General features: G+C 52.5%; 22 protein-coding genes. All 22 read right to left on the reverse strand.

The window, feature by feature from the left end:
- Window positions 1–40: 40 nt before the first annotated feature.
- Window positions 41–886, reverse strand: coding sequence for an ATP-binding cassette domain-containing protein (locus NC856_RS09085; RefSeq protein WP_264090200.1), 846 nt, complete (start codon window positions 884–886; stop codon window positions 41–43).
- A gap of 41 nt (window positions 887–927) precedes the next feature.
- Window positions 928–1917 (reverse strand): ABC transporter ATP-binding protein, encoded by a 990-nt coding sequence (locus tag NC856_RS09090; protein WP_264090109.1) that lies wholly within the window; start codon window positions 1915–1917, stop codon window positions 928–930.
- 10 nt (window positions 1918–1927) lie between these two features.
- Window positions 1928–2860, reverse strand: coding sequence for an ABC transporter permease (locus tag NC856_RS09095; protein WP_264090110.1), 933 nt, complete (start codon window positions 2858–2860; stop codon window positions 1928–1930).
- A gap of 9 nt (window positions 2861–2869) precedes the next feature.
- Entirely contained in the window at window positions 2870–3787 is a 918-nt protein-coding gene (locus NC856_RS09100; RefSeq protein WP_264090111.1) for an ABC transporter permease, read from the reverse strand.
- Window positions 3788–3861: 74 nt separating this feature from the next.
- Window positions 3862–5394, reverse strand: a complete 1533-nt coding sequence (locus NC856_RS09105; RefSeq protein WP_264090112.1) for an ABC transporter substrate-binding protein — start codon at window positions 5392–5394, stop codon at window positions 3862–3864.
- A gap of 644 nt (window positions 5395–6038) precedes the next feature.
- Window positions 6039–6788, reverse strand: a complete 750-nt coding sequence (gene phoU / locus NC856_RS09110; protein ID WP_264090113.1) for a phosphate signaling complex protein PhoU — start codon at window positions 6786–6788, stop codon at window positions 6039–6041.
- 12 nt (window positions 6789–6800) lie between these two features.
- Window positions 6801–7577: a phosphate ABC transporter ATP-binding protein PstB gene (pstB, locus tag NC856_RS09115; protein ID WP_264090114.1), complete on the reverse strand. Its 777-nt coding sequence runs from the start codon at window positions 7575–7577 to the stop codon at window positions 6801–6803.
- A 51-nt stretch (window positions 7578–7628) separates the two neighbouring features.
- A complete protein-coding gene (gene pstA / locus NC856_RS09120) occupies window positions 7629–8516 on the reverse strand; it encodes a phosphate ABC transporter permease PstA (RefSeq protein ID WP_264090115.1) in 888 nt (295 codons plus the stop codon).
- Window positions 8516–9475: a phosphate ABC transporter permease PstC gene (pstC, locus tag NC856_RS09125; RefSeq protein WP_264090116.1), complete on the reverse strand. Its 960-nt coding sequence runs from the start codon at window positions 9473–9475 to the stop codon at window positions 8516–8518. The genes pstA and pstC overlap by 1 nt, the downstream gene beginning before the upstream one ends.
- A gap of 150 nt (window positions 9476–9625) precedes the next feature.
- On the reverse strand, window positions 9626–10666 hold the full coding sequence (gene pstS / locus NC856_RS09130) for a phosphate ABC transporter substrate-binding protein PstS (RefSeq protein WP_264090117.1): 1041 nt from the start codon (window positions 10664–10666) through the stop codon (window positions 9626–9628).
- Between the two features lie 294 nt (window positions 10667–10960).
- Window positions 10961–12199, reverse strand: coding sequence for a beta-ketoacyl-ACP synthase (locus tag NC856_RS09135; RefSeq protein ID WP_264090201.1), 1239 nt, complete (start codon window positions 12197–12199; stop codon window positions 10961–10963).
- The gene (locus NC856_RS09140; protein ID WP_264090118.1) at window positions 12199–12930 is read right to left on the reverse strand and encodes a 3-ketoacyl-ACP reductase FabG2; all 732 of its coding nucleotides are present in this window, start codon (window positions 12928–12930) and stop codon (window positions 12199–12201) included. Before NC856_RS09140 ends, NC856_RS09135 begins: the two co-directional genes overlap by 1 nt.
- Window positions 12930–13406: a hotdog family protein gene (locus NC856_RS09145; RefSeq protein WP_264090119.1), complete on the reverse strand. Its 477-nt coding sequence runs from the start codon at window positions 13404–13406 to the stop codon at window positions 12930–12932. The genes NC856_RS09140 and NC856_RS09145 overlap by 1 nt, the downstream gene beginning before the upstream one ends.
- Complete coding sequence (locus tag NC856_RS09150; protein ID WP_264090120.1) at window positions 13399–14562, reverse strand: beta-ketoacyl-[acyl-carrier-protein] synthase family protein; 1164 nt, start codon at window positions 14560–14562, stop codon at window positions 13399–13401. The genes NC856_RS09145 and NC856_RS09150 overlap by 8 nt, the downstream gene beginning before the upstream one ends.
- A 1-nt stretch (window position 14563) precedes the next feature.
- Window positions 14564–15139: a DUF3261 domain-containing protein gene (locus NC856_RS09155; protein ID WP_264090121.1), complete on the reverse strand. Its 576-nt coding sequence runs from the start codon at window positions 15137–15139 to the stop codon at window positions 14564–14566.
- Window positions 15136–17457: an MMPL family transporter gene (locus tag NC856_RS09160; RefSeq protein ID WP_264090122.1), complete on the reverse strand. Its 2322-nt coding sequence runs from the start codon at window positions 17455–17457 to the stop codon at window positions 15136–15138. Before NC856_RS09160 ends, NC856_RS09155 begins: the two co-directional genes overlap by 4 nt.
- Entirely contained in the window at window positions 17429–18034 is a 606-nt protein-coding gene (locus tag NC856_RS09165) for a LolA family protein (RefSeq protein ID WP_264090123.1), read from the reverse strand. Before NC856_RS09165 ends, NC856_RS09160 begins: the two co-directional genes overlap by 29 nt.
- On the reverse strand, window positions 18031–18453 hold the full coding sequence (locus NC856_RS09170; RefSeq protein ID WP_264090124.1) for an acyl-CoA thioesterase: 423 nt from the start codon (window positions 18451–18453) through the stop codon (window positions 18031–18033). Before NC856_RS09170 ends, NC856_RS09165 begins: the two co-directional genes overlap by 4 nt.
- A gap of 2 nt (window positions 18454–18455) precedes the next feature.
- Complete coding sequence (locus NC856_RS09175; RefSeq protein WP_264090125.1) at window positions 18456–20165, reverse strand: glycosyltransferase family 2 protein; 1710 nt, start codon at window positions 20163–20165, stop codon at window positions 18456–18458.
- Entirely contained in the window at window positions 20152–20544 is a 393-nt protein-coding gene (locus tag NC856_RS09180; protein ID WP_264090126.1) for a 3-hydroxyacyl-ACP dehydratase FabZ family protein, read from the reverse strand. The genes NC856_RS09175 and NC856_RS09180 overlap by 14 nt, the downstream gene beginning before the upstream one ends.
- Window positions 20531–21886: an AMP-binding protein gene (locus NC856_RS09185; RefSeq protein WP_264090127.1), complete on the reverse strand. Its 1356-nt coding sequence runs from the start codon at window positions 21884–21886 to the stop codon at window positions 20531–20533. Before NC856_RS09185 ends, NC856_RS09180 begins: the two co-directional genes overlap by 14 nt.
- Complete coding sequence (locus NC856_RS09190; protein WP_264090128.1) at window positions 21883–22443, reverse strand: COG4648 family protein; 561 nt, start codon at window positions 22441–22443, stop codon at window positions 21883–21885. Before NC856_RS09190 ends, NC856_RS09185 begins: the two co-directional genes overlap by 4 nt.
- Window positions 22444–22453: the final 10 nt, after the last annotated feature.

Here is a 22453-nt window from a genome sequence, read left to right on the forward strand (position 1 = left end):
CCCAGGGATATCATGCTGTTATTGAACGGTCGCTTATCGGTTAATGGCGTTCGATATCGGGGATCCCCAAACCCGGCTCTGGCGTCAATACGGAAGCAAGCAGCGATCGGGTATATGGATGCTGCGGTGAATGAAAAATCTGCTCACGCGTTCCCTGTTCGACAATCGCCCCTTTCTGCATCACCGCCACATGATCAACCAGATGCTCCACCACCGACAGATTGTGGCTGATAAGCAGGTAAGTGAGGCCAAACTCCTGTTTAAGCTCAAGCAGCAAATTGAGGATCTGCGCCTGCACGGAAACATCCAAAGCGGAGGTGGGTTCATCGCAAATGAGGATCTCAGGCCGCATAATCAGCGCTCTGGCAATCGCCACCCGCTGACGCTGACCGCCTGAAAGCTGGCCGGGATACTGACTGTGGGTACGAGCTGGCATGCCCACCACATCCAGCATCTCTTTGACGCGCGTTTTCCTTTCTTCCGGCGTGCCGATCTTATGAAGATTCAAAGCCACTTCCACAATATCGGAAACAGTTCGGCGCGGATTAAGGGACGAATAGGGGTCCTGAAAAATCGGCTGAATGCGGGATGACATGGCTTTGCGCTGGGTGATGTCAATCTCGCGCCCTTCAATCAGCACGTTGCCGGATGTAGGCTCAAGCAGCCCCAGCAGCATTTTTGCCAGCGTACTCTTCCCGCAGCCTGATTCGCCCACCAGCCCCAGCGTTTCGCCGCGGCGCACGCGCAACGAGACGTTATCCACGGCGCGGATTTCGCCCGCGCGAGTAAACAGGCCGTGATTCAAACGGAACACCCTGGTGAGCGCGCACAATTCCAGCGCAATATTATCATTGCCCGGAATATGCGTCGGCAACGCGGCAGCCATCTGCTGATCATTGCCGCCGGTTTGTTGATTCATTTGGTTATTCATGCCACCTCCGCTTTCTTCAATGCCCGGACGCAACGCACTTCATGATCAGACGTCACCTGAACATACGGCGGGTTCTGATGACAGATATCGCTGCAATGCGCACAGCGATTGCTGAATGCACAACCAGTTTGTACGCCGACCAAACTGGGCACCACTCCGGGAATCGCTTTCAGCGGCTGACCCGGCACGGTTTTTCCTGCAACCGGAATACAATCAAGCAACGCGCGAGTATAGGGGTGCTGTGGCTGGGTAAATAACTCCATTACCGGCGCTGTTTCCACAATCTGTCCGGCGTACATTACCGCCACCCGATCAGCGATACGCGCTACAACGCCCAGATCGTGAGTGATGAAAATCACGGCGGTGCCAAGCTCTTGCTGAAGTTCACGCAGCATACGCAGGATCTGCGCCTGAATCGTCACGTCCAGCGCGGTGGTGGGCTCATCGGCAATAATCAGATCCGGCTCGCACATCAGCGCCATGGCGATCATGATGCGCTGACGCAAACCGCCGGAAAGCTGGTGAGGATATTGATTAAGCCGGGCGGACGCCATCGGAATTCCCACCCGCTCCATCAGATACACCGCCCGATCTCTGGCTTCGGCCTGCGACGCCTTGCGGTGCGCCATCAGGGTTTCACAAAGCTGATTACCCAAGGTGAAAGAAGGGTTGAGGGAGGTCATCGGCTCCTGAAAAATCATCGACATTTGATCGCCGCGCAACGCGGTGATGTCGCGTTTTTTCAGCGAAAGCAAATTCATTCCCTTGAAATGCATACTGTCCGCTGTGCGCACCGCTTTGCGCGGCAGCAAGTCCATCAACGCCAGCGAGGTCATGGATTTGCCGCAACCGGATTCACCCACCAGACACAACATTTCACCTCGGCGTACCGTAAAATCAATGCCGCGCACCGCGTGCAATGTACCGCGCGACGTGGGCAGATCAACCCGCAGGTTTTTTACATCCAGCAGAATGTCATTCTTCATGGCCATTTCCTCAGTTACGTCCGTCCAGCGCGGTGATATCCCGCAGGCCATCGCCCACCAGATTGATCCCCAAAACCACGACCGCCAGCACAATGCCCGGAATCAGAATTACCCAGGGTTGAAAGAACATGTAAGCCTTGCCTTCCGCTATCATCAGCCCCCATGACGGCATCGGCGGCTGAACCCCAAGCCCAAGGAAAGAGAGCGTCGCTTCCAACAAAATGGCGTGCGCGATTTCCAGCGTCGCTACCACCGTCAACGGCCCGATCAGATTAGGCAGAATTTCCCGCAACATAATGAACAGCGACGAGGCGCCCAGCGTTCTGGCCGCGGCAATAAACTCGGCCTCACGTAGTTGGCGCGTCACCGATCGCGAAACAATCAGAAAACGGTCCCACAGCAGTAAACCAAGCAGCAGAATAACCACCTTTACCGAGCCGCCCACCAACGCCGCCGTCGCCAGCGCCACCAGAATGACCGGCATGGAGAGGCGAACAGTCAGGATATAGCTGACGACGGAATCTACCCGGCCACCAAAATAGCCAGCCAGAATCCCCAGCGTAACGCCGATAAACCCGGAAACCACCACGGCAATCAACCCGATAATCATTGACACCCGCGCGCCGTATAGCAGACGGCTCAGGTAATCGCGTCCCAGTTTGTCGGTTCCCAGCACATGCTCCCAGCTTCCTTTTTCATGCCATACCGGAGGGATCAGACGTCGGCTGACATCCTGCGCATAAGGATCGTGCGGGCTGATAAACGGTGCGAAGATCGCCGCCACGATAATGACGCCGAGAATAATCAGGCCCAGCGTCATACTGTGATGTCCCAGTATGGTCTTCAGCCAGCGCCGCATTGGAGTTGGCTCAGGGGCCAATCCCGGTTCCACCACCGACGCTTTCGCCGCCAGTGTTGAAGAAAGAGATGATGACGTTTTCATGGAAGCTCCTTATTGGGTACGTAAGCGCGGATCTAACGCCGCATTAAGGACATCCGCCAAAAATGTCAGCCCGATATAAAACACTGAGATAATCAATACGATGGCCTGCACCACCGGGAAATCATTACGGGAGATGGAATCCCACGCCAGTTGCCCCAATCCTTGCAGCGCGAAGATGGATTCAATCACCACCGATCCGCCCAACATAAAACCCAGTTCAACCGTCGCCAGCGCCACCACAGGAATAATGGCGTTGCGCAGGCCATGCTTCACAATCACTTTGAAGGTACCCAACCCTTTTGCCCGTGCGGTACGGATGTAATCCGAGCCCAGCACATCCAACATGCCGGAGCGCGTCAGACGCATCAGGGACGGCATCGCGTAATAACCCAGCGCAATCGCCGGTAAAACAAAATTCTGCCAACTGCTATTGCCTGCCACCGGCACCCATTTAAGCCCAACGGCAAAGATGAGGATCAGGATCAGGGCAAACCAGAAGTTCGGCATGGCCTGTCCGATCACCGAAATAAAAATGGATAACCGGTCAATCCAGGTATCGCGGAACACCGCCGCCAGCACGCCCAGCGGAATGGCCACCACCAACGCCAGCAACAGGGATACTACGCCCAGCTTCAGCGTCACCGGCATTCTCTGTCCAACCAGTTCCATAACCGTGTTTTCAAAATAGAAAGAGCGCCCAAAATCAAGGTGCAACGCCGACCACATCCAGTGCATAAACTGCGTGGTTAACGGCTGATCCAACCCATATTGCACCCGGATGCTTTCCACCACATCAGCCGTGGCGTCAGGCCCGGCAATAGCTGCCGCCAGATCGCCGGAAAGGTTCAAGAGAGAGAAACTGACTACGGCGACGGTAAACAGTACCGCCAGTGCAACCAGAAGCCGATGTAAAATATAGATAATCATGAACAGTTCCTCGTTCTCACCAAATGCTCGTGGGAACTGGGAATCAATGCGTGGATTGATTCCCCGTCAACGTGTTATTTCCAGCTAGCCAATGCAAAACGCGGCAATTCATCCGGCCAACTATCAAAGTTCAGATCGGAGGTATAGGCGTAGTTGGTTGAGTAGGAAAACAGCGGCGCCAAATAAGCCTGGGATGAAATACGGCCCAGTACATCGGCGTATTGCGCGCTACGCGCTTTTGGATCGATGGTCTGATCGGCTTTTTCCAGCATGCTGGTCACTTCGGCATCTTTCCAGATATCGTCGCCGGCGCCGCCAAAGTAAGGCGTGACGAACGCGGACGCATCATTGATGGAATAAGAGCCCCAGGTACGGATCCCCATCGGCGCTTTGCCGGAACTCAGATCAGCGGACATCACCTGGTACTGAACGTAGTGCAGACGGGCGCGAATACCGACCTTGCGCAAGTCGCCGATGATCGCTTCCGCATAATCACGCTCACGATAAGCCCAGATATCCGTGTCAAAGCCGTTGGGGTAGCCCGCTTCCGCCAGCAACTGCTTGGCTTTTTCCGGGTTGTAGTCATACTTGATGACCTTGCTGGTGTTACAAGCGGTCTGCGCCTGGAAGCAGGCGGAATACACCGGCTGACTGCCGCCGCGCACCAGATTATCGACAATACTCTTACGGTTGATGGCATAGTTAATCGCCTGGCGCACACGCAGATCTTTCAGTGGTTCGCCTTCAGGACCTTTGGCATTGATGTTTAGCGCCAGGAAACCCACGCGCATGGTTTCGCCGCTGTTCACCGTAATATTCGGCATCGCCTCCAGTGAAGACATCTGATCCGAGGATACCCGCCAGATCCAGTCGACCTGACCGGTCATCAACTGCGCCAACCGGGTTTCCGGATCGCGGATAACCACAAATTTCAGCTTACCGATTTTGGGCTGTCCGAGCGGGCTGTCTTTAAAGTAATCAGGATTCTTTTCCATCATCACGCCTTGTGCCGGCGTCACGCTGGTGATTTTGTAAGGGCCTGTGCCGATAGGCGCTTTGCTGAAACCAGCCAATTTAACCTGCTGAAAATATTTGGCGGGGAGGATGGGCGTCGGACCGGACAAATATTCCAGCGCTGCCGGGAACGGCTTTTTAAGATGCAGTTTTACCGTATAATCATCCACCTTTTCAGTTTCTTTTATCCAGTTAACGCTCTGCGGCATCACGGAACCGGTATTATCACCGGCAATATTGGTAAACGTATAAACCACATCATCCGCGGTAAAATCATCGCCATTATGGAATTTGATGCCTTTACGCAAACGCAACACCAGTATTTCTGGCGAATCCCATTCCCAACCGGCAGCCAGTTGAGGTTCATATTCACCCGTTTTAGGATCGCGATAGATCAGACGATCCCACACCAGGTTGGAGAGAATGACGCCCTCGCGCAATGTATTGTGGTAAGGGCTAATATTTTCCACCTCGTTATCCGAGGCATAAACCAACGTATCATCCTGTTTTCCCGCATAGCTGTGTGAGGCGAAACCTATCAATAATGCGGATAAAGCATATTTCTTTATCAGTCTTGCCAGGGAACGAGTCATGCTATTCTCCATACCATCAATGAAAAAATAAAATAGCGATACCCCATCATCCAAAGTGCAATAAGGCAGCCATTGCGCGCCCCGGAACGCTTGGGGAGGCATGACTTAAGCCGTTACGCCTGCAACATGAAAAATGAAGGGTAAATAATGAATCTTCACCTGGTATTTATTGCAAGACTGAAGCCAACCGCTGGTTTATATCCTTACTAATTTTAGGTGAGAGCTTTCTAAAAAGAAGAAACCGCAGACGTGGCGTGCTTTATTTTTGAATCCTACGCCGCGATAAATAAAAAAATTCGTTTTTGATATAAGTTTTTCTTTTTTATCCACGGTACGCTAATAGTGCATTTGATGTTCATATTGCACTATGGAAAAGCAAGACAAGGTAATTGCATGGCAAAATATCGAATCCATTAAATATAAAAATAAATTATATTCAGGTGCGAAAAATGGCGTAAAAAGAGAAGAAAAAGGAAAGGAAAGGAAAGGAAAGGAAAGGAAATACTATTTTTCATTCACCAGATAAGCGAATGAAAGATAGGGTTTATTTATTTTACATCGGATTATTTATCTAAAATAAAGCGCTAAAAAAAGGAAAACGCCCGGCAAGTCGCGCGTTTTCCAGAATAAACAACCGGTGAATATTACTCGGCGTCTTCCGCATCCTGAGCATCTTGCGCGTCTTTCGCAATCAACAGTTTTTCCAGCGCATCACCACCCAGATGGCGGAAATCCTGTCCTTTGACGAAATAGAAGATAAATTCGCAGATATTCTGGCAACGGTCGCCAATACGCTCAATGGATCGGGCGCAGAATAACGCTGTCAGCACACTTGGAATGGTACGCGAGTCTTCCATCATGTAAGTCATCAGTTGACGTACAATGCCTTCGTACTCTTTATCGACCTTTTTATCTTCACGATAGATACGCACCGCTTCATCCAGATCCATACGGGCAAACGCGTCCAATACGTCATGCAACATTTGTACGGTATGGCGCCCCAGCGATTCCAGACTGACCAGCAACGGCTGATGTTGATGGGAGAATTTCTCCAGCGCGGTACGGCAGATTTTATCCGCCACATCACCCATACGTTCCAGTTCGGAAATCGTCTTGATGATCGCCATAACCAGACGGAGGTCACTAGCGGTGGGCTGACGTTTGGCGATAATACGCACGCAGGCTTCATCAATGGCGACTTCCATCATGTTGACCTTGGCGTCGGCTTCCACCACCCGCTGAGCCAGTTCCGCATCCTGATTATGCATCGCGGTAATGGCATCGGTCAGTTGTTGCTCAACCAGCCCGCCCATCGTTAATACCTGAGTGCGGATATGTTCCAGTTCGGCATTAAACTGACCGGAAATATGTTTGTTCAGATTCAGATTATCCATGATGCTTCCTAATCAACCGTAACGGCCGGTGATGTAATCTTCGGTCTGTTTCTGCCGCGGCGCGGTAAACAGAGTGTCGGTATCGCTGAATTCGATCAGTTCACCCAGATACATAAACGCAGTATGATCCGAGCAGCGCGCCGCCTGCTGCATGTTGTGGGTAACAATAACCACGGTGTAATCTTTTTTCAGTTCGGAAATAAGTTCTTCTATTCTGCCGGTAGAGATCGGATCGAGCGCGGAACAAGGCTCGTCCAGCAACAGCACATCCGGGCGAATCGCAATGCCACGCGCAATACACAGACGCTGCTGTTGACCGCCGGACAAGCTGTAACCGCTCTGGTGCAGCTTATCTTTGGTTTCGTGCCACAATGCCGCTTTGGTCAGCGCCCACTGCACCCGTTCATCCATATCGGCGCGGGACAGCTTTTCAAACAGCCGCACGCCAAACGCAATATTGTCGTAAATCGACATGGGGAACGGCGTCGGTTTCTGGAAAACCATACCAACTTTGGCACGCAGCAACGCGATATCCTGCTTATCCGTCAGAATGTTATTGCCATCCAGCAGAATATCGCCTTCGGCGCGTTGCTCCGGGTAAAGCTGATACATTTTATTCAGCGTGCGCAGCAGCGTGGACTTTCCACAGCCGGAAGGACCGATAAACGCCGTAACCTGATTTGTGGCAATATCCAGCGTGATGTCTTTTAACGCGTGGAACTTGCCATAATAGAAGTTCAGATTACGGACCTGGATTTTGCTGGTGGATGTCTTTGTCGCCATACTCATCAAGACTTCTCTCTTTTACACCGGCGCTGCCAGGCAACGCCTTGAATTTATTTAATGTTTCTTAGCGGAAAAAATAACGCGCGCCAGAATATTCAGCAATAGAACACACATCGTGATCAGCAGCACGCCCGCCCAGGCCAACTGTTGCCATTCGATAAATGGACTCATGGCAAATTTGAAGATAGTAACCGGCAGGTTAGCGATTGGGTGCATCAGATCCGTGCTCCAGAACTGATTCGACAGCGAAGTGAACAACAGCGGGGCAGTTTCTCCCGCAATACGCGCTATCGCCAGCAAAATCCCGGTCATGATGCCGGAGATCGAGGCTTTTAACGTAATGGCGGAAATCATTTTCCACTTTGGCGTACCCAAAGCGTAAGCGGCTTCACGCAGGCTATCGGGTATCAACTTGAGCATATTTTCCGTGGTGCGGATCACAATCGGCACCTGCAACAACGCTAACGCAATTACCCCGGCCCAGCCGGAAAAGTGCTGCATTTTCGCCACCACCAACGTATAGACGAAAAGCCCGACCACAATTGACGGCGCGGAGAGCAGAATATCGTTAATAAAGCGGATCACTTCGGCAATCCAGGATTTACGACCATATTCCGCCAGATAGATACCAGCCATAATGCCAAGCGGGGTTCCCAACAGCGTTGCCCACAGGATCAGCAGCCCGCTGCCGACAATAGCGTTCGCCAATCCGCCGCCGGGAGTATTCGGCGGCGGCGTCATTTCAGTAAATAACGCCAGCGACATCCCGTCCACTCCTTTGGTAATGGTGGAGAACAGGATCCACACCAGCCAAAACAGGCCAAAAACCATCGTGATCATGGATAAACACAATGCGATACGGTTCTTATTACGCCGCCAGGCCTGCATCTTGTGCCGTGAACGCGCCAGCGCCGCTTCTTGTTCCCTACTTAACGCCGCCATCAGCTTGCTCCCTCATTCTTTGTCAGACGCATGATCATCAGTTTTGAACACGCCAGAACAATAAAGGTAATCACAAACAGGATCAGTCCTAATTCCATCAGCGCCGCAGTATGCAAACCAGATTCTGCTTCGGCGAACTCATTAGCCAATGCCGAGGTGATACTGTTGCCAGGCATATACAGCGATACGCTATCCAACTGGTAGGTGTTGCCGATAATGAAGGTCACCGCCATGGTTTCTCCCAATGCACGCCCCAGCCCCAACATAATGCCGCCAATCACCCCATTTTTGGTATAAGGCAGAACAATGTGCCAAATCACTTCCCAGGTGGTGCAGCCGATACCATAAGCGGACTCTTTCATCATCACCGGAGTTTGTTCAAACACATCACGCATCACGGCGGCGATATACGGAATTATCATGATGGCCAGAATCACGCCAGCCGCCAGAATACCGATACCAAAGGCCGGGCCGGAGAATAGCGCGCCCACAATCGGAATGCCCGACAGAACATTACCCACCGGCTGCTGGAAATATTTAGCGAATAACGGCGCGAAAATGAACAAGCCCCACATACCGTAAACAATACTTGGGATCGCGGCCAGCAGTTCAATCGCCACGCCCAGCGGACGCTTCAGCCAGTTGGGTGCCAGTTCGGTCAGAAACAGCGCGATCCCGAAACTGATCGGAATGGCAATAATCAGCGCAATCAGCGAGGTAACAATGGTGCCGTAGATGGGCACCAACGCGCCGAATTGTTCTGCTGGCGCATCCCAGTCCTTAGTCCACAGAAAAGCAAAACCAAACTTTTCGATGCTGGGCCAGGACGCCACAATCAGGGAAACAATAATGCCCCCAAGCAACAACAGCGTAATCAACGCAGCCAGTTTAACCAGTGCGCCAAAAATGATATCGCCGTGTTTCCCAGGGGCTTTGATAGTTGGCTTGTACTCAGCCATGCGTCTCTCTTCTTCTCGATTTAACTGCATTTGATAATACAAGAGTTGTTTAAGGCGAAGAGGTGATTATCACCTCTTCGCCTTGATACAATCTTTAACCTTTCAGCGAACGCCCCTGCGGTTCAAAGCAGGTCGTATCGCAGAAATATTTTAATAGAGTGGTTTACCACTACTGTCTTTTATCTGAGTTTTCCATGCGGCACGAACCTGCTCAATAACTTCATTAGGCAACGTAGCATAATCCAACGCTGTGGCTTGATCGCCACCTTTATTGTAAGCCCAATCAAAGAACTTCAGCACTTCAGTACCCTGCTCGACTTTAGCCTGCTCTTTTTGTATCAAAATAAACGTGGTGGAACTGATAGGCCAGGCGTCATCACCTTTCTGGTTAGTCAGATCCTGAGCGAAAGACTGGCTCCAGTCTGCGCCTTTAGCCGCATTACTGAAACTTTCACCGGTCGGGCTGACAACTTTACCGTCAGCAGACATCAGTTTGGTGTAAGCCAGATTGTTCTGCTTGGCGTAAGCGTACTCAACATAGCCGATAGACCCCGGCAAACGCTGTACGAACGCGGCAATACCGTCATTTCCTTTACCGCCCAGACCGGTCGGCCAGTTTACGGTGGAGCCTGAACCGATTTTTTCTTTCCACTCAGGATTCACTTTCGCCAGATAGCTGGTGAACACGAAAGAGGTACCGGAACCATCCGCACGACGCACCACGGCAATAGCCTGATCCGGCAGTTTGGCATTCGGGTTCAATGTGGTGATAGCCGGATCATTCCATTTTTTGATTTTGCCCAGGTAGATATCACCCAGCGTTTTACCATCCAGCGTCAAATCGCCTGACTTAATACCCGGAATATTCACCGCCAGCACCACGCCGCCGATAACGGTCGGGAACTGGAATAAGCCATCCTGGGCCAATTTTTCGTCAGATAATGGCGCATCAGACGCACCAAAATCAACGGTTTTGGCAATAATTTGTTTTACACCGCCTGAAGATCCAATCCCTTGGTAGTTAACTTTATTCCCCGTCTCTTTTTGATAGGAATCAGCCCACTTAGCATAGACTGGCGCAGGAAATGTCGCACCAGCGCCAGTGAGGTTGGTGGCAGCAAAAGCGGAAACCGCTGTCAGCGAAAAGCTTGCCGCAACGATACTGGCAATAGTGGTACGCATCAGTTTCATAATCCCTCCTATGGGATACTGGAAATGTAGACCCAGAGTCGTTATTAATCAGAGTGTAGTTTGCAGAAGGAAAAATAGGTCAATTCAGTGACAGTAAAATGTCGATAATGTGACGGTTTTATGACAAGGACAAGGGGGGATAACCGTTGTTAAATATAAAACCAGAACAGGAAGGAAACGGATCAGATGAAAACCGAGGTCAAACATAATAAATAAAGATAAATAATAGAATGCATTATTTACCTTTATTTTCAGCCTGCTGTCTGTATTCAAGCCTGTCGGTGCTGACCAACATCAGTAGGTAAGTGACGTCCAACGGCGGAAAATCAACGAGGTATTAATACCGCCAAAAGCAAAATTATTGGACTGTATGTAATCGGTCTCGATATGACGCGGTTCACCCATGATGTAATCCAGATCACCACAATCCTCCGCGGGTTGCAGCAGATTGAGCGTCGGCGCAAACCAACCTTCGCGCATCATTTCGATGCTCATCCAGGCTTCCAGCGCACCGCAGGCTCCCAATGTATGACCAAAATAACTTTTTAGCGAAGAGATGGGCGTCGATTGACCGAAAACGGCAGCGGTCGCCTGACTTTCCGCCACATCGCCACGGTCAGTTGCGGTGCCATGCGCACTGATATAGCCAATATCGCAGGCTTGTAAACCGGCGCAACGCAACGAGCCCTCAATGCAAATTTGCATGGTTTCCCGCTGCGGCTGCGTAATATGCGCAGCATCACAGTTAGTATAAAAACCGACCAGTTCAGCATAAATAGTCGCGCCACGCGCCTGCGCGTGCTCCAGATCCTCCAGCACCAACGTCCCGGCGCCTTCACCAATCACCAGACCGTCGCGACTGGCGTCAAAAGGCGACGGCGTGGTTTGCGGGGCATCATTGCGTTGGCTGGTGGCAAACAACGTATCGAATACCGCGGCTTCCGACGGACACAGTTCCTCCGCCCCCCCCGCCACCATCACTGTTTGATAACCATGACGAATAGCTTCCCAGGCATAACCAATCGCCTGGCTCCCGGAAGTACAGGCGCTCGATGTAGGAATGACGCGCCCGCGCAATCCGAAAAACAACCCGGCATTTACCGCCGTAGTATGCGGCATCATCTGAACATAGGTTGTCCCAGTGATGTTGTTAGTGTGCTTTTCTGTCAGCATGGTGGCAAACTCGCTGACCGGACCGGTACTGCCCGTTGAGGAACCGTAGGCAATGCCGGTTTCCCCGTTGGTCAACACCGGATGTCCAAGTAGACCCGCCTGTTCCAGCGCCAGTTCGGTGGCGCGCGTCGCCATCAGAGAGACGCGTCCCATAGAACGAATGCGTTTACGGGTGTAATGCTCCGGCAGAGTGAAATCATCAATCGGCGATCCCAGTTGCGTATTGAGGCCGTCATACACCTGCCATTCCGGCATCTTACGGATTGCATTGCGTCCGGCTCGCAGGCCATCCGATACGCTACTCCATGATTCACCAAACGCAGTCACGCCGCCCATTCCTGTAACCACCACACGATGCATCACAGCATTCCTCCATTAATAGAAATCACCTGACGCGTCACGTAGCCTGCGATATCGGACATCAGGTAGCTCGCCAGTCCCGCCACCTCATCCGTCTGCCCCATGCGTTTCATCGGGATCATCTTCATAGCTTCTTCAACGACTACTGGCTCCGCTCGAACCATACCGGTATCAATCAGCCCAGGCGCAATACAATTGACGGTAATTTTCCGCTTCGCCAGTTCGATAGCCAATGCTTTGGTGGCGCCGATAATACCGGCCTTCGCCGCACTGTAGTTGACCTGTCCACGGTTCCCCATAATCCCGGAAACAGAAGACAGGGTGATGATTCGCCCCCCTTTGCGCAGGCCAATCATCGGCATTACGCAGGGGTGAATCACGTTATAGAAACTATCAAGATTAGTATGGATCACACTGTCCCAAGCGTTGTCGTCCAACGCGGGAAACGCGCCGTCATAAGTAATACCCGCATTGCTGACCACGCCATAGTAGGCGCCATGCGTCTCAATATCCTGCTCAATGACGGTACGGCAGGCTTCCCGGTCGGCAATATCGAATCCGACAATCCGCCCCGATCCTTGATTCTTAAGAATCTGATCTAAGGTTGCCTCCGCCCCTTTTTCGTCACGATGATAATGCACCACGGTTGTAAAACCATCCGACGCCAGACGCAATGCAATGGCTCGACCGATCCCTTTGCTGGCGCCGGTCACTAACACGGAACGCGTCATCACTGTTTTCCCTGTTCTAAAAGTTGTTGTAATTCATTATTATCAGGCTGATAGGTATTTAATCGCCCTGAGGCATATTTTTCACCATCAATCACGATTTCACCGTCAAAACTGCCGACCTTTTCATCACGCATTAGTAACGTCACATAGATATCAAGTCGGGATCTTGCGGGGAAAACGTCCTGTTTACAGCAGTAACCGCGCGCACCCAGCAACATGCCGAGGCGTGGCTTTTTATGATTATCCTGTCGTCGACCATGCCAACCAGACCAAACGCCTATCGTTTGGGCGATGATTTCAACACCAAACCAGGCCGGCAAATCCCCATTCGTATTCAGAAACGGGGCCAAAATACTCTCGCAGCTGATCGCCACCCGACAATGTGCATGTTCATCATCAACGAGGATCACCTCGTCTACCAGCACCATCGGCGATTCGTGGGGCAGATAACACGCTGCGGGCAGATAGTCAGTCATTGGTTTTCCCCAAAATCAGACAGGCATTATTACCACCAAAGGCAAAAGAGTTGGACAGAATGAACGGACGCGCAAGTCGCCCCGGCTCACTGAGCAAACCGCAGGGCATCAGTGATGCATCCGGCATGCCGTGTGAGAAATCCTGCGGCGGCAATGGCAGATCCCGCGTCAACAGCAACCAGCAGATGACCGCCTCACAAATTCCCGCCGCGCCAAGCGTATGACCGGTAAGATGTTTGGTCGAACTACAGGGAACACGATCGCCAAAAACAGCGTGAATTACTTTCGCTTCGATTTGATCGTTCAGGCGCGTCGCCGTGCCGTGCAGATTGATATACCCGATATTTTCAGGCTGTAGCCCGGCATGCGCCAACGCTATGTTAATCGCCCGAATAGCGCCTTCCCCTTCAGGATGAGGCGCCGACATATGATGTGCATCGGAAGACTCACCGATACCCAGAACCGCCACGTCATCAGATTGCGATTGCGAACTGATCATCATCAGCGCAGCCCCTTCGCCAATCGTAATACCGTTACGCTGTGCGCTGAAAGGCTGGCAACACATTGGCGAGAGGGATTCCAGACTGTCAAAACCGTTAAGCGGCATTCGGCTCAGGGTGTCAGCGCCGCCGACAATCGCCACATCCACCAATCCTGAATCAATCAGCCGTTTGCCGCTGATCAACGCCCTGGCGCTAGAAGAACAGGCTGTCGAAATGGTGTAGGCCGGCCCGTTCAACCCCAGATAAGCAGCCAGAAAACGCGAGGGATCGCCAAGCTCCTGCTGCGCATAACAATAGGTGGCCAGATTATCGCTGACATAACGATCGGCCTCATCCAGACCTGATGTACTGGTTCCCAGTATCACCGCCACCCGTTCAGCGCCATATCGTGCAACGGCGGCATCTACCTGCGGTCGAATCTGGTCCAACGCCGCCAGCAGCAATCGGTTGTTTCGGCTGTTATGTTGCGCCAGTTCAGCAGGAATATCCGGCAAATCGGCATCGACATTGCCGGTCCAGCACGGTTTATCGTGCAACAGCCACCCACAATCTGGATGCATGCCCGGCGCAATACCGCGGACAAGGTTATCGGCCATCTCATCCAGATTATTGCCCAGAGCATTAAGCGCACCTACGGCGTTAATGTAAATCATGTCAGCCATCCAGATGTTGAATAACGATATGGTAACCAAACGCAAATTGCTGAATACTCATCGGCGCCCGTTGGTTGTTCCGGGTCATGTAGCGTATTTCGGTAACCAGTGCGCCGCGATCATCACGCAATTGTCTTTTATCGTCGCTATCCCGCAGCGTCCAACCAGCAGGCAAATGTTGCCGCCACTCGGCTATTGGCCAGTGACTCAGCATGATATCCGCCAGCACCTGACTGGCGGGCGGCAATTGCGGCAGCACGATCGACTGCTCGGAATGAATGCCCTGCGCGTCATAGGTGACCATAAACAGACGGATGCCGATAGAGGATAATCCGACCAGCGAGATCTGCTGGTCATCGGCGCTCAGCATGACCAGCAGCGATTGCTGTTTGCCTTTGAATGTGCCGGTCAACAGTTGCTGTTCGTTGATGGACGGCGCAATACCTGGCGCCGGCAGCGTAACTTTCACGCCCGGTTTAAGCCACGCCTGTGGGCGGCTGTCATCCTGATTTTTGTTAGCGCAACCATTCAATAATAGCGCGCAAACCAGCAGCATTCCGTATCGTAAAGATTTCATTTTCGCTTCCCTTTTGAATCCGGCAATGCCAGCGGCGCCAACAAAAAGGCGGTAAAAATACCGCTGCACAGCACAATACCAAAGCTACTAATGGCCTGTGTGCTGCTGAAAATCAGCATACCGAGCGTCAACAGCGCCACACACATCGCCAGCGTCACGGCCAGTAACGAGGTCATCGGCGTTCCGCGCGGATTGCTGAAAAACAGTGTGTAATTAATGCCGATACCCAATACCAGAACCAGTGCCAGCAATGAAAACAGATTTAACGCATGGCCACTCAGCGCCAGTACCGCCAGACCAGCGCCCAGCGACAACACCGACGGCACCACGCTCAATAGTCCGCGGCAAAGTCCTAAACGAATGACGTAGCTTAACGCAATCACCGCCAACGCCGCAGCCAACAACCAGCCGAGCATCACGCGATAAAAACCGAATAATTCGTCGAAAGTGCTTTTCCGGTCAATCCACGCCACGCCTGGCAACGTTTTCGCCAACCGCCCGAGCGCCGCGCTATCACTGACGCCACTGACCGGCACCAACACACCGCTTTTCCCTTCCGGCAACGTCAACCACAACAATCGCCATCCTTCGCTTATCGGACTGTTCAGCCAGATTTCCGGGGTCACAGACATTGGCCGAACATCTGGCGATGCGGCATCAACGCCTGCCTCATTAAGCCGCCCGATAACCGTAACGGCTGCTGATGCGATAAGTTTACCATCACGCTGTTGTTGCGCCAGCGACGAAAGCGGCAACAGACGATAAGCGGTTAACCATGCCTGTTGTCGCGCATCACGTAATTTTGGAGCAAGTTGCTCCAACCGTTGCAGCGTTTCCTCGGCGCTGTTGCCATACACCACAAACCAGGTTTGATCGGCACTCTGCCCGGTCAACGCCGTAATCTGACGCTCTTGTCGCATAAGGTCCTGCGGCAGCGCCTGCAACTGGGTAATGTCGTCATTCACCTCCATTTGCAACAGCCCAACAACGGAAAGCGCCAACAGTATCAGCGGAAGCCCCTGACGAACACCGCGCCGACGTCGCCAGGTGGCCAACCAACGTCCCATCAACACCATGGCAGGAACGGGTCTGACTGGCAGTCCCTTGACCAGAAAGGGATACCAGCATACGACTGTCAGGCAGGAGGCCGTCAGTCCGGTTGCGGCAAAGACGGCCAACTGCTGCAAGCCGGGGAACGGCGCCAACGCCATCATCAGGTAGGCCATCACCGCCGTCCCCAGCGCCAGTAAAAGTGCTGGCAGCACCTTTCTTAGACTTTCCAATGGAGATACATAACCGCCATGCACCATGCGCTCAACCAGATAATAAAGCGTATAGTCCGCTGAAATACCCACGATGCTGATGCTCATAACCAATGTCATGAGATGCAGTTCACCAAACAACAACAACGTAAAAACCGTTCCTGCCAGCGCGCCAATTCCCACAGACAACGCGCACAATAACAACGGGCGCGGAGAACGGAATACGAAGAAAATCAACAGCAGCACACCAGCCACGGTCGCCACGCCGAGCGTCGACACATCCTGTTTGGCCTGCTGACTGGCATGGTTGCTAAACAACACTGTACCGCGAGTTAATACCTCGGCATCAGGGAACTGCGCGTTAAGCGATACTTCGATCGCCTTAAGTTTATCGACCAGTTGCTGATTACGCGCCATATCGAACGAATTGCCGCGTAACTCGCCGTGAAGAAAATACCAGGATCGTCCCTGCGCATCCGTTGCCGTCAGCCAGCCCTGCGACAACCCCAATTGACTGGCATTTTGCTGCATCGCCAATTGGGAGCCGCGCACCAGCATGAGCGGATCATGACGCAACTCTTTACCACTCACTCCGGCAAACGCAGAATAGAGTTGCGCCAGTACCCAGTCCGCCTGTGCGTCGCCACCATTTTTCAAACGCGTCCGCGTAGCGGGATCGACCAGGCCGTTGCGATGTTCAAATACAAATTTCCCCCACCGCTGTTGCTGTTCGGCATCAATCGGCCCTTTGACATCTTGCAAATCAGGAAGCGCTTGTAACTGCTTCAACCACCAGTCGGCAACCGCCGGGTCCGCAAGCTTACCCGGCGTAACCAGCCACACGATCTGTCGATCCAGGCGCTGCATAAAACCTTGCTGTAATTCCGGTGGAATGGCGCCCATCGCCTGTTTAGGCAGCAACGCCAATACGCTGCTGTTAATCTGCGCTTTCGGCAGCAATAGCGTTAATGCCACAATCAGCATCACGCAACAGCCCATCCAGAAAAAAGCCGCGCGGCGTACCCAGTCAGAAAACGAAACGCTGCTGTTCATCATCACTTAACGTCCTGGGAGTGAGCCGTTGATTGCTCAGGGTAATACGTGTCATATCTCCCTGACGGTCATCCAGCACTATACCGTCAAGAAACTCGCCGCCATTTAGTGTGATGGTGTTGAACAACTTATCCAGTGGCGATGTTTTCGGCGTCAGCACCAACCGCCACTGCTGGTTTTCCCGATCGGTGAAATCAATGGCAAAGTTTTGCTCCAGCACGCGCCGATCGGCTTGAAATAAGGCGCGCAATAAGTGATTGAATTGAAACATCTGCGGATTGCTTTCCGCAGTGACAATCTGCGGCGACTGCCCGTTCATCACCTGAACCATGCGCTTATCATCCAGTACCATCGTCAAGGGGAAAGGCGTTGCCTGATGCCACCATAGTCCTTTATCCTGCGCGATCAGCAACTGACCGCTGGATTTGAGCGGTTTCGCCATGCCTTTGATTTCACGTTGTTGGGTAAACTCAGCACGCACTACGGGCTGGCTGCTGAACCGCTGTTGCAACTCCTCCAACGTAACGGCCTGCACCGTACCGCTCAACATCAGTAAAACCGCAACGATCATTCGTATCATGGCGTCACTCCAAGGCGTTCAAATAAAATGGGGGGAGAAACAAAGCCCAGTTCGTGGCTTCCTTCCTGTACCGCCACCTGAATCGTATAACCCGTGGTCGTGCGCTGACCGCTTTGCGCATCAAAAATCCGGTAAGCAATGCGTAAACGGTTTTCGACTTCTTCAATCGAGGCCCGCACGCGGATACGTTGTTCGTAGGTCAGCGCCACTCGGTACTTCACGCGGGTATCCACCACCGGCCAGACATAGCCAGACACCTTCATCTCGCGGTAGCCGTAGTTGAACTTGCTGAGCAACGCCTCGCGCGCTACTTCAAAAAAGCGGAAATAGTTGCCATGCCAGACAACACCCATCGGATCGCAGTCATGGAAAGAGACTGTCAGTTCTATCTCATGGCTTAAGCGGGGATCGTTTAACACCGTTACTCCTTTTTCCCGGAAGACTGTTCATCATCAGGCAATCTCCAGAAATCAAAAAAATTAAACCAGTCCAGAGGCGATTTCAGCGCATAGTGCGCCAACCGTTCAGCATAGCGATCAATCACCTGCTGCAACGTCTGTTGGCGGGTGGCGCGCGGTAAGACAATAGGATCGGCAAACGACTCGCAATAGACACGGAGTTTTTGCCGTTCACGGATCACAAACATCAGTAGCACCGGGCAACGTAACGCCGCAGCCAATACAAAAGGACCTTGCGGGAAAGGCGCGTCACGCCCCAGAAAACGACTCCACACCACACGGCGAACCCCACCTCGCTGGCGATTCACCGACGTGCGGTCACCGACGATCGCCACCCATTCACCCGCTTCCAACTTTTGTTGCAGCATCATGGCGGTATCGGGACCAATATCGTTGACAGGGATAAGATTCACCCCTGCTTGCGGTGCAACCACGTCCAGTACCTGCTTAAAGCGCTGTGCGTTTTCGGTGAACACCAACGCATTAATAACCAAACCGCTAACCTGCTGCGCCAACGCCCGACACACCTCGACATCGCCGAGGTGCGAGACCAGAATTAGCTGCCCTTTTTGCTTACCTTGCTCAATGATTTCTCGCGCGCCGGGTGCGAAGTCAATATCACATCCCCAGCGCAAATCCCCGCGCCAACTGGCGATTTTATCCAGCATCGCCTGCCCAAAACGCAGAAAATGGTGATAGCTGCTGAGCGGTTTGGGCAACACAATGTCATGCTGGCGCGCATAATTACCGATTTGCCGCAACCACGCTTGCGACGCTCTGCGCTGTGCGCGGCCGGTCAGCCAGTAAAACGCGATAACCGGCCAGAGAAACAGCGTAAACAGCCCGCGTCCCAAACGTTGATATACCGCCAACATAAATCGCATGCCGAGAAGACCTTTGCGTTCAGCCACCCCAGCCCAGTGCGCCTGACGACAGCGCGTCAACAACGAAGGAATGCGCGGCAGCATGCCGAAAAACAATCGCGTATGCATCCAGGATATGCGCAGATTATCGTGCAGAGCATCGAAATGAGACAGGCCATTTTCTGGATAGGTCACCGCCGTATCGACAAAGCGGCTGGGCGTCCCCGCCCAATAGAGTCGCACCATGATTTCCGTATCGAAATCCATGCGATGACCTACAGATTGTCTGGCAATTAAAGTAAGCGTGACATCAACAGGATAAACCCGAAATCCACACATACTGTCCTTGATGGAGAAAGAGAGCGTTTCAATCCAAACCCAGACATGGGTTATATAGCGTCCGTAAAGGCGAGATTTTGGCACTGATGCATCGTAACGCGGTCGACCGGAAATCAGGCTGTCTGGGTGACGTTTTGCCGCATCCAACAAGTGCGGCGCATCTTCTATCTGGTGCTGCCCATCTGCATCCACCTGCAAGACATGAGTAAATCCAGCCTGCGCCGCCGCTTTAATGCCACTGATCACCGCCGCGCCTTTTCCGCTATTTTGCGTCAGGCCAATCAACGTCACGCTGTCGTTTTCCGCCGCCAGCTGTTTCAGCATCTGCTGGGTTGCCGCGTCGCTTCCATCATCAACAATGAAGACTGGCAGGGAAAAAGGCACCAGACGCGCCAGCACCGAAGACATCATGGCACCGTGGTTATAGCAGGGGATCACCACACAAGGGGAAAACTCACTATTTACTGGCATAAGAGCGTTCCGTGGCAGGCTCGAGTTTTATTTTTCCGCTACTGGCGGTTCGCTCGGCGTTCCCTTCCTGAATATGGTAGCTAAAGGTCAGCCACTGCTTGTCAGCACGCCACATTAATACCAGACGCAACGTTTTTCCCGGCAGAATTGGCTGCTGGAACTTGATGTTTTCGATAGAAGAAAACTGCCACCCCGGAACCAACAGTTCAGCGGCATAGCGCATCACCCAATCCAGTTGCGCCACGCCTGGCAACAGCGGCTGTTCAGAAAAATGTCCTTTAAACCAGAACAGATTGGGGTTCACCCGCAGCATCAGTTCAACCTGCGATTCTTCACTCGTTTTTTTCACACAGAGCCGAGCAAGCTCAACGGGTAGCATGAAATAGTTCCTGTATCTGCGGCCAGGCACGTTTACTCTGGCTATTATGGGGAATAACATCAACGACACGCCAGAAACGCGGCATGGCCAGCGGCTCCAGCCATTTGTGCAGCTCATGCCGCCACTGGCGCTTCAAGCGGGGCAAATCAGCGTTCATTTCTGGTGAGTTCAGCACCAGCACTACGCCAATACCGCTGCGCTCTGGTCGAGTCACCTGTAACGCGACCGCATCGGCAATTTCCGGCAGTTCAAGTAAACGCCGTTCGATCTCGCTAAGAGAGATCCGTTTGTCTTCTATTTTCACAATACGATCATGTCGACCACACAGTTGGAAGTTTCCTGCATCATCAAACACCAGCCTGTCATCCAGCTTATGACCTTGCGGATGCGGAATAAGCGCTGATCGCGCCCACCAATTATCTTGTTCGTCACGCAGCAGCGAAACCCCAGGGAACAGTTGCCACGGTATAGTGTCCGCTTCACGGAAACGCCAGGCCAAAACCCCGGTTTCAGTGCTGCCGTAAATCTCATGGACCGATTGCGTAAACCATTCTGCCGCTGCCCTGGCGTGTGTCCAGGGTAACATGCCGCCCGCGGATATAATCAACTGACACGATGGCGCCGTGAGCGCATGATCGATACGCCGTAAAAAAGCCGGACTGCTGATAAACACGTAACGCCGTTGTCGACTCTGCGAGGTGAGTTGTTCGGTATAAAGCAACTGACGACTGTCAAAACGCAAACCCAGCGCCATCGGCAACCAGATGCGGAACGTGAGCCCATACAGGTGTTGATGAGTAACAGAGGCGATAACATCACAGCCTTTTAAACAGGAACCCCAGCGTTGAGCCAGCCAGAACGATTCATCATCCAGACAACTTACTGGTTTGACAACCTGACGCGGTTTTCCGGTAGAACCGGAGGTAAACAGCACAATGTAGGCATCATCCGGGATAGCTGGCAATGCGGCGCTATCCGTATTATTGATGTCAGATATGAGAGTAAACTGCGCGCAATCCAGACTCAGCGCCACATCGGTCAGCAGACCATCAAACGCATCCGCCTGTTCCTGTAATACGGACTGACGACAGTGTCCCGGCACCACGGGAACTTTTCCCGCATGCAGCGCGGCCAATAGTCCGATGGTAAAGCGATAACTGTCTTCAAAGCACAATGCCCACCGCCGTTCGTGACGGCTAATCAACTGCTGACAAAGCGCGGCAGCCTGCTGTTTTAGTTCACCCAGCGTAAAGGTACGGACACCATTACAGGCGACAATACGCAGCGGATCGCCATCCCCCATCAACCAGTCATTAACAGCCCGGACGTCAATACGATTCATACTTGTCTTCTCAGACGCTGGCGCATCAACCATTCGCTTCCCATCAACAGTCCCATCAGCACATAGCTGATCATGCCATTCCATAACATCCACCAATGAACATTGCCGACAAAACAGGTCAGTGCGGCAACACTGCCATTAAAAATAAAAAACAGGCACCAGATTTGCGTCACGCGACGCGTATAGGTTATTGCCTGAATCGGGAGTTCCGGTTTCCGAATACGGGCAAAACGTTCCACCAACGGCATGCCGCTGTATAGTGAACTGCCAAACAACAATAACATCACGCCATTTACCGCGACGGGATACCATAGTAACCAGTAACCATCGCGCAGTAACAAACTGGCGATGGAAACCGCGGCGCCCACAGCGGCCAGAAGCAATGCCGTCCCTTTAAATACGTGTTTCTCACCGCGCAAGGCGGCGAAACGTAAAAGAAACATCAGTGCCAGCACAAACAACAACCAGCGATGATCTGGATGAGTAATGCCAAACCAGACCACAAAAGGCCAGGTGAGCATCATTAGCACATTCAGGCAACGTATCAGCGCACGCATCACTTTCCCG

The organism is Brenneria izbisi, from assembly GCF_025840185.1.
Lineage (GTDB): Bacteria > Pseudomonadota > Gammaproteobacteria > Enterobacterales > Enterobacteriaceae > Brenneria > Brenneria izbisi.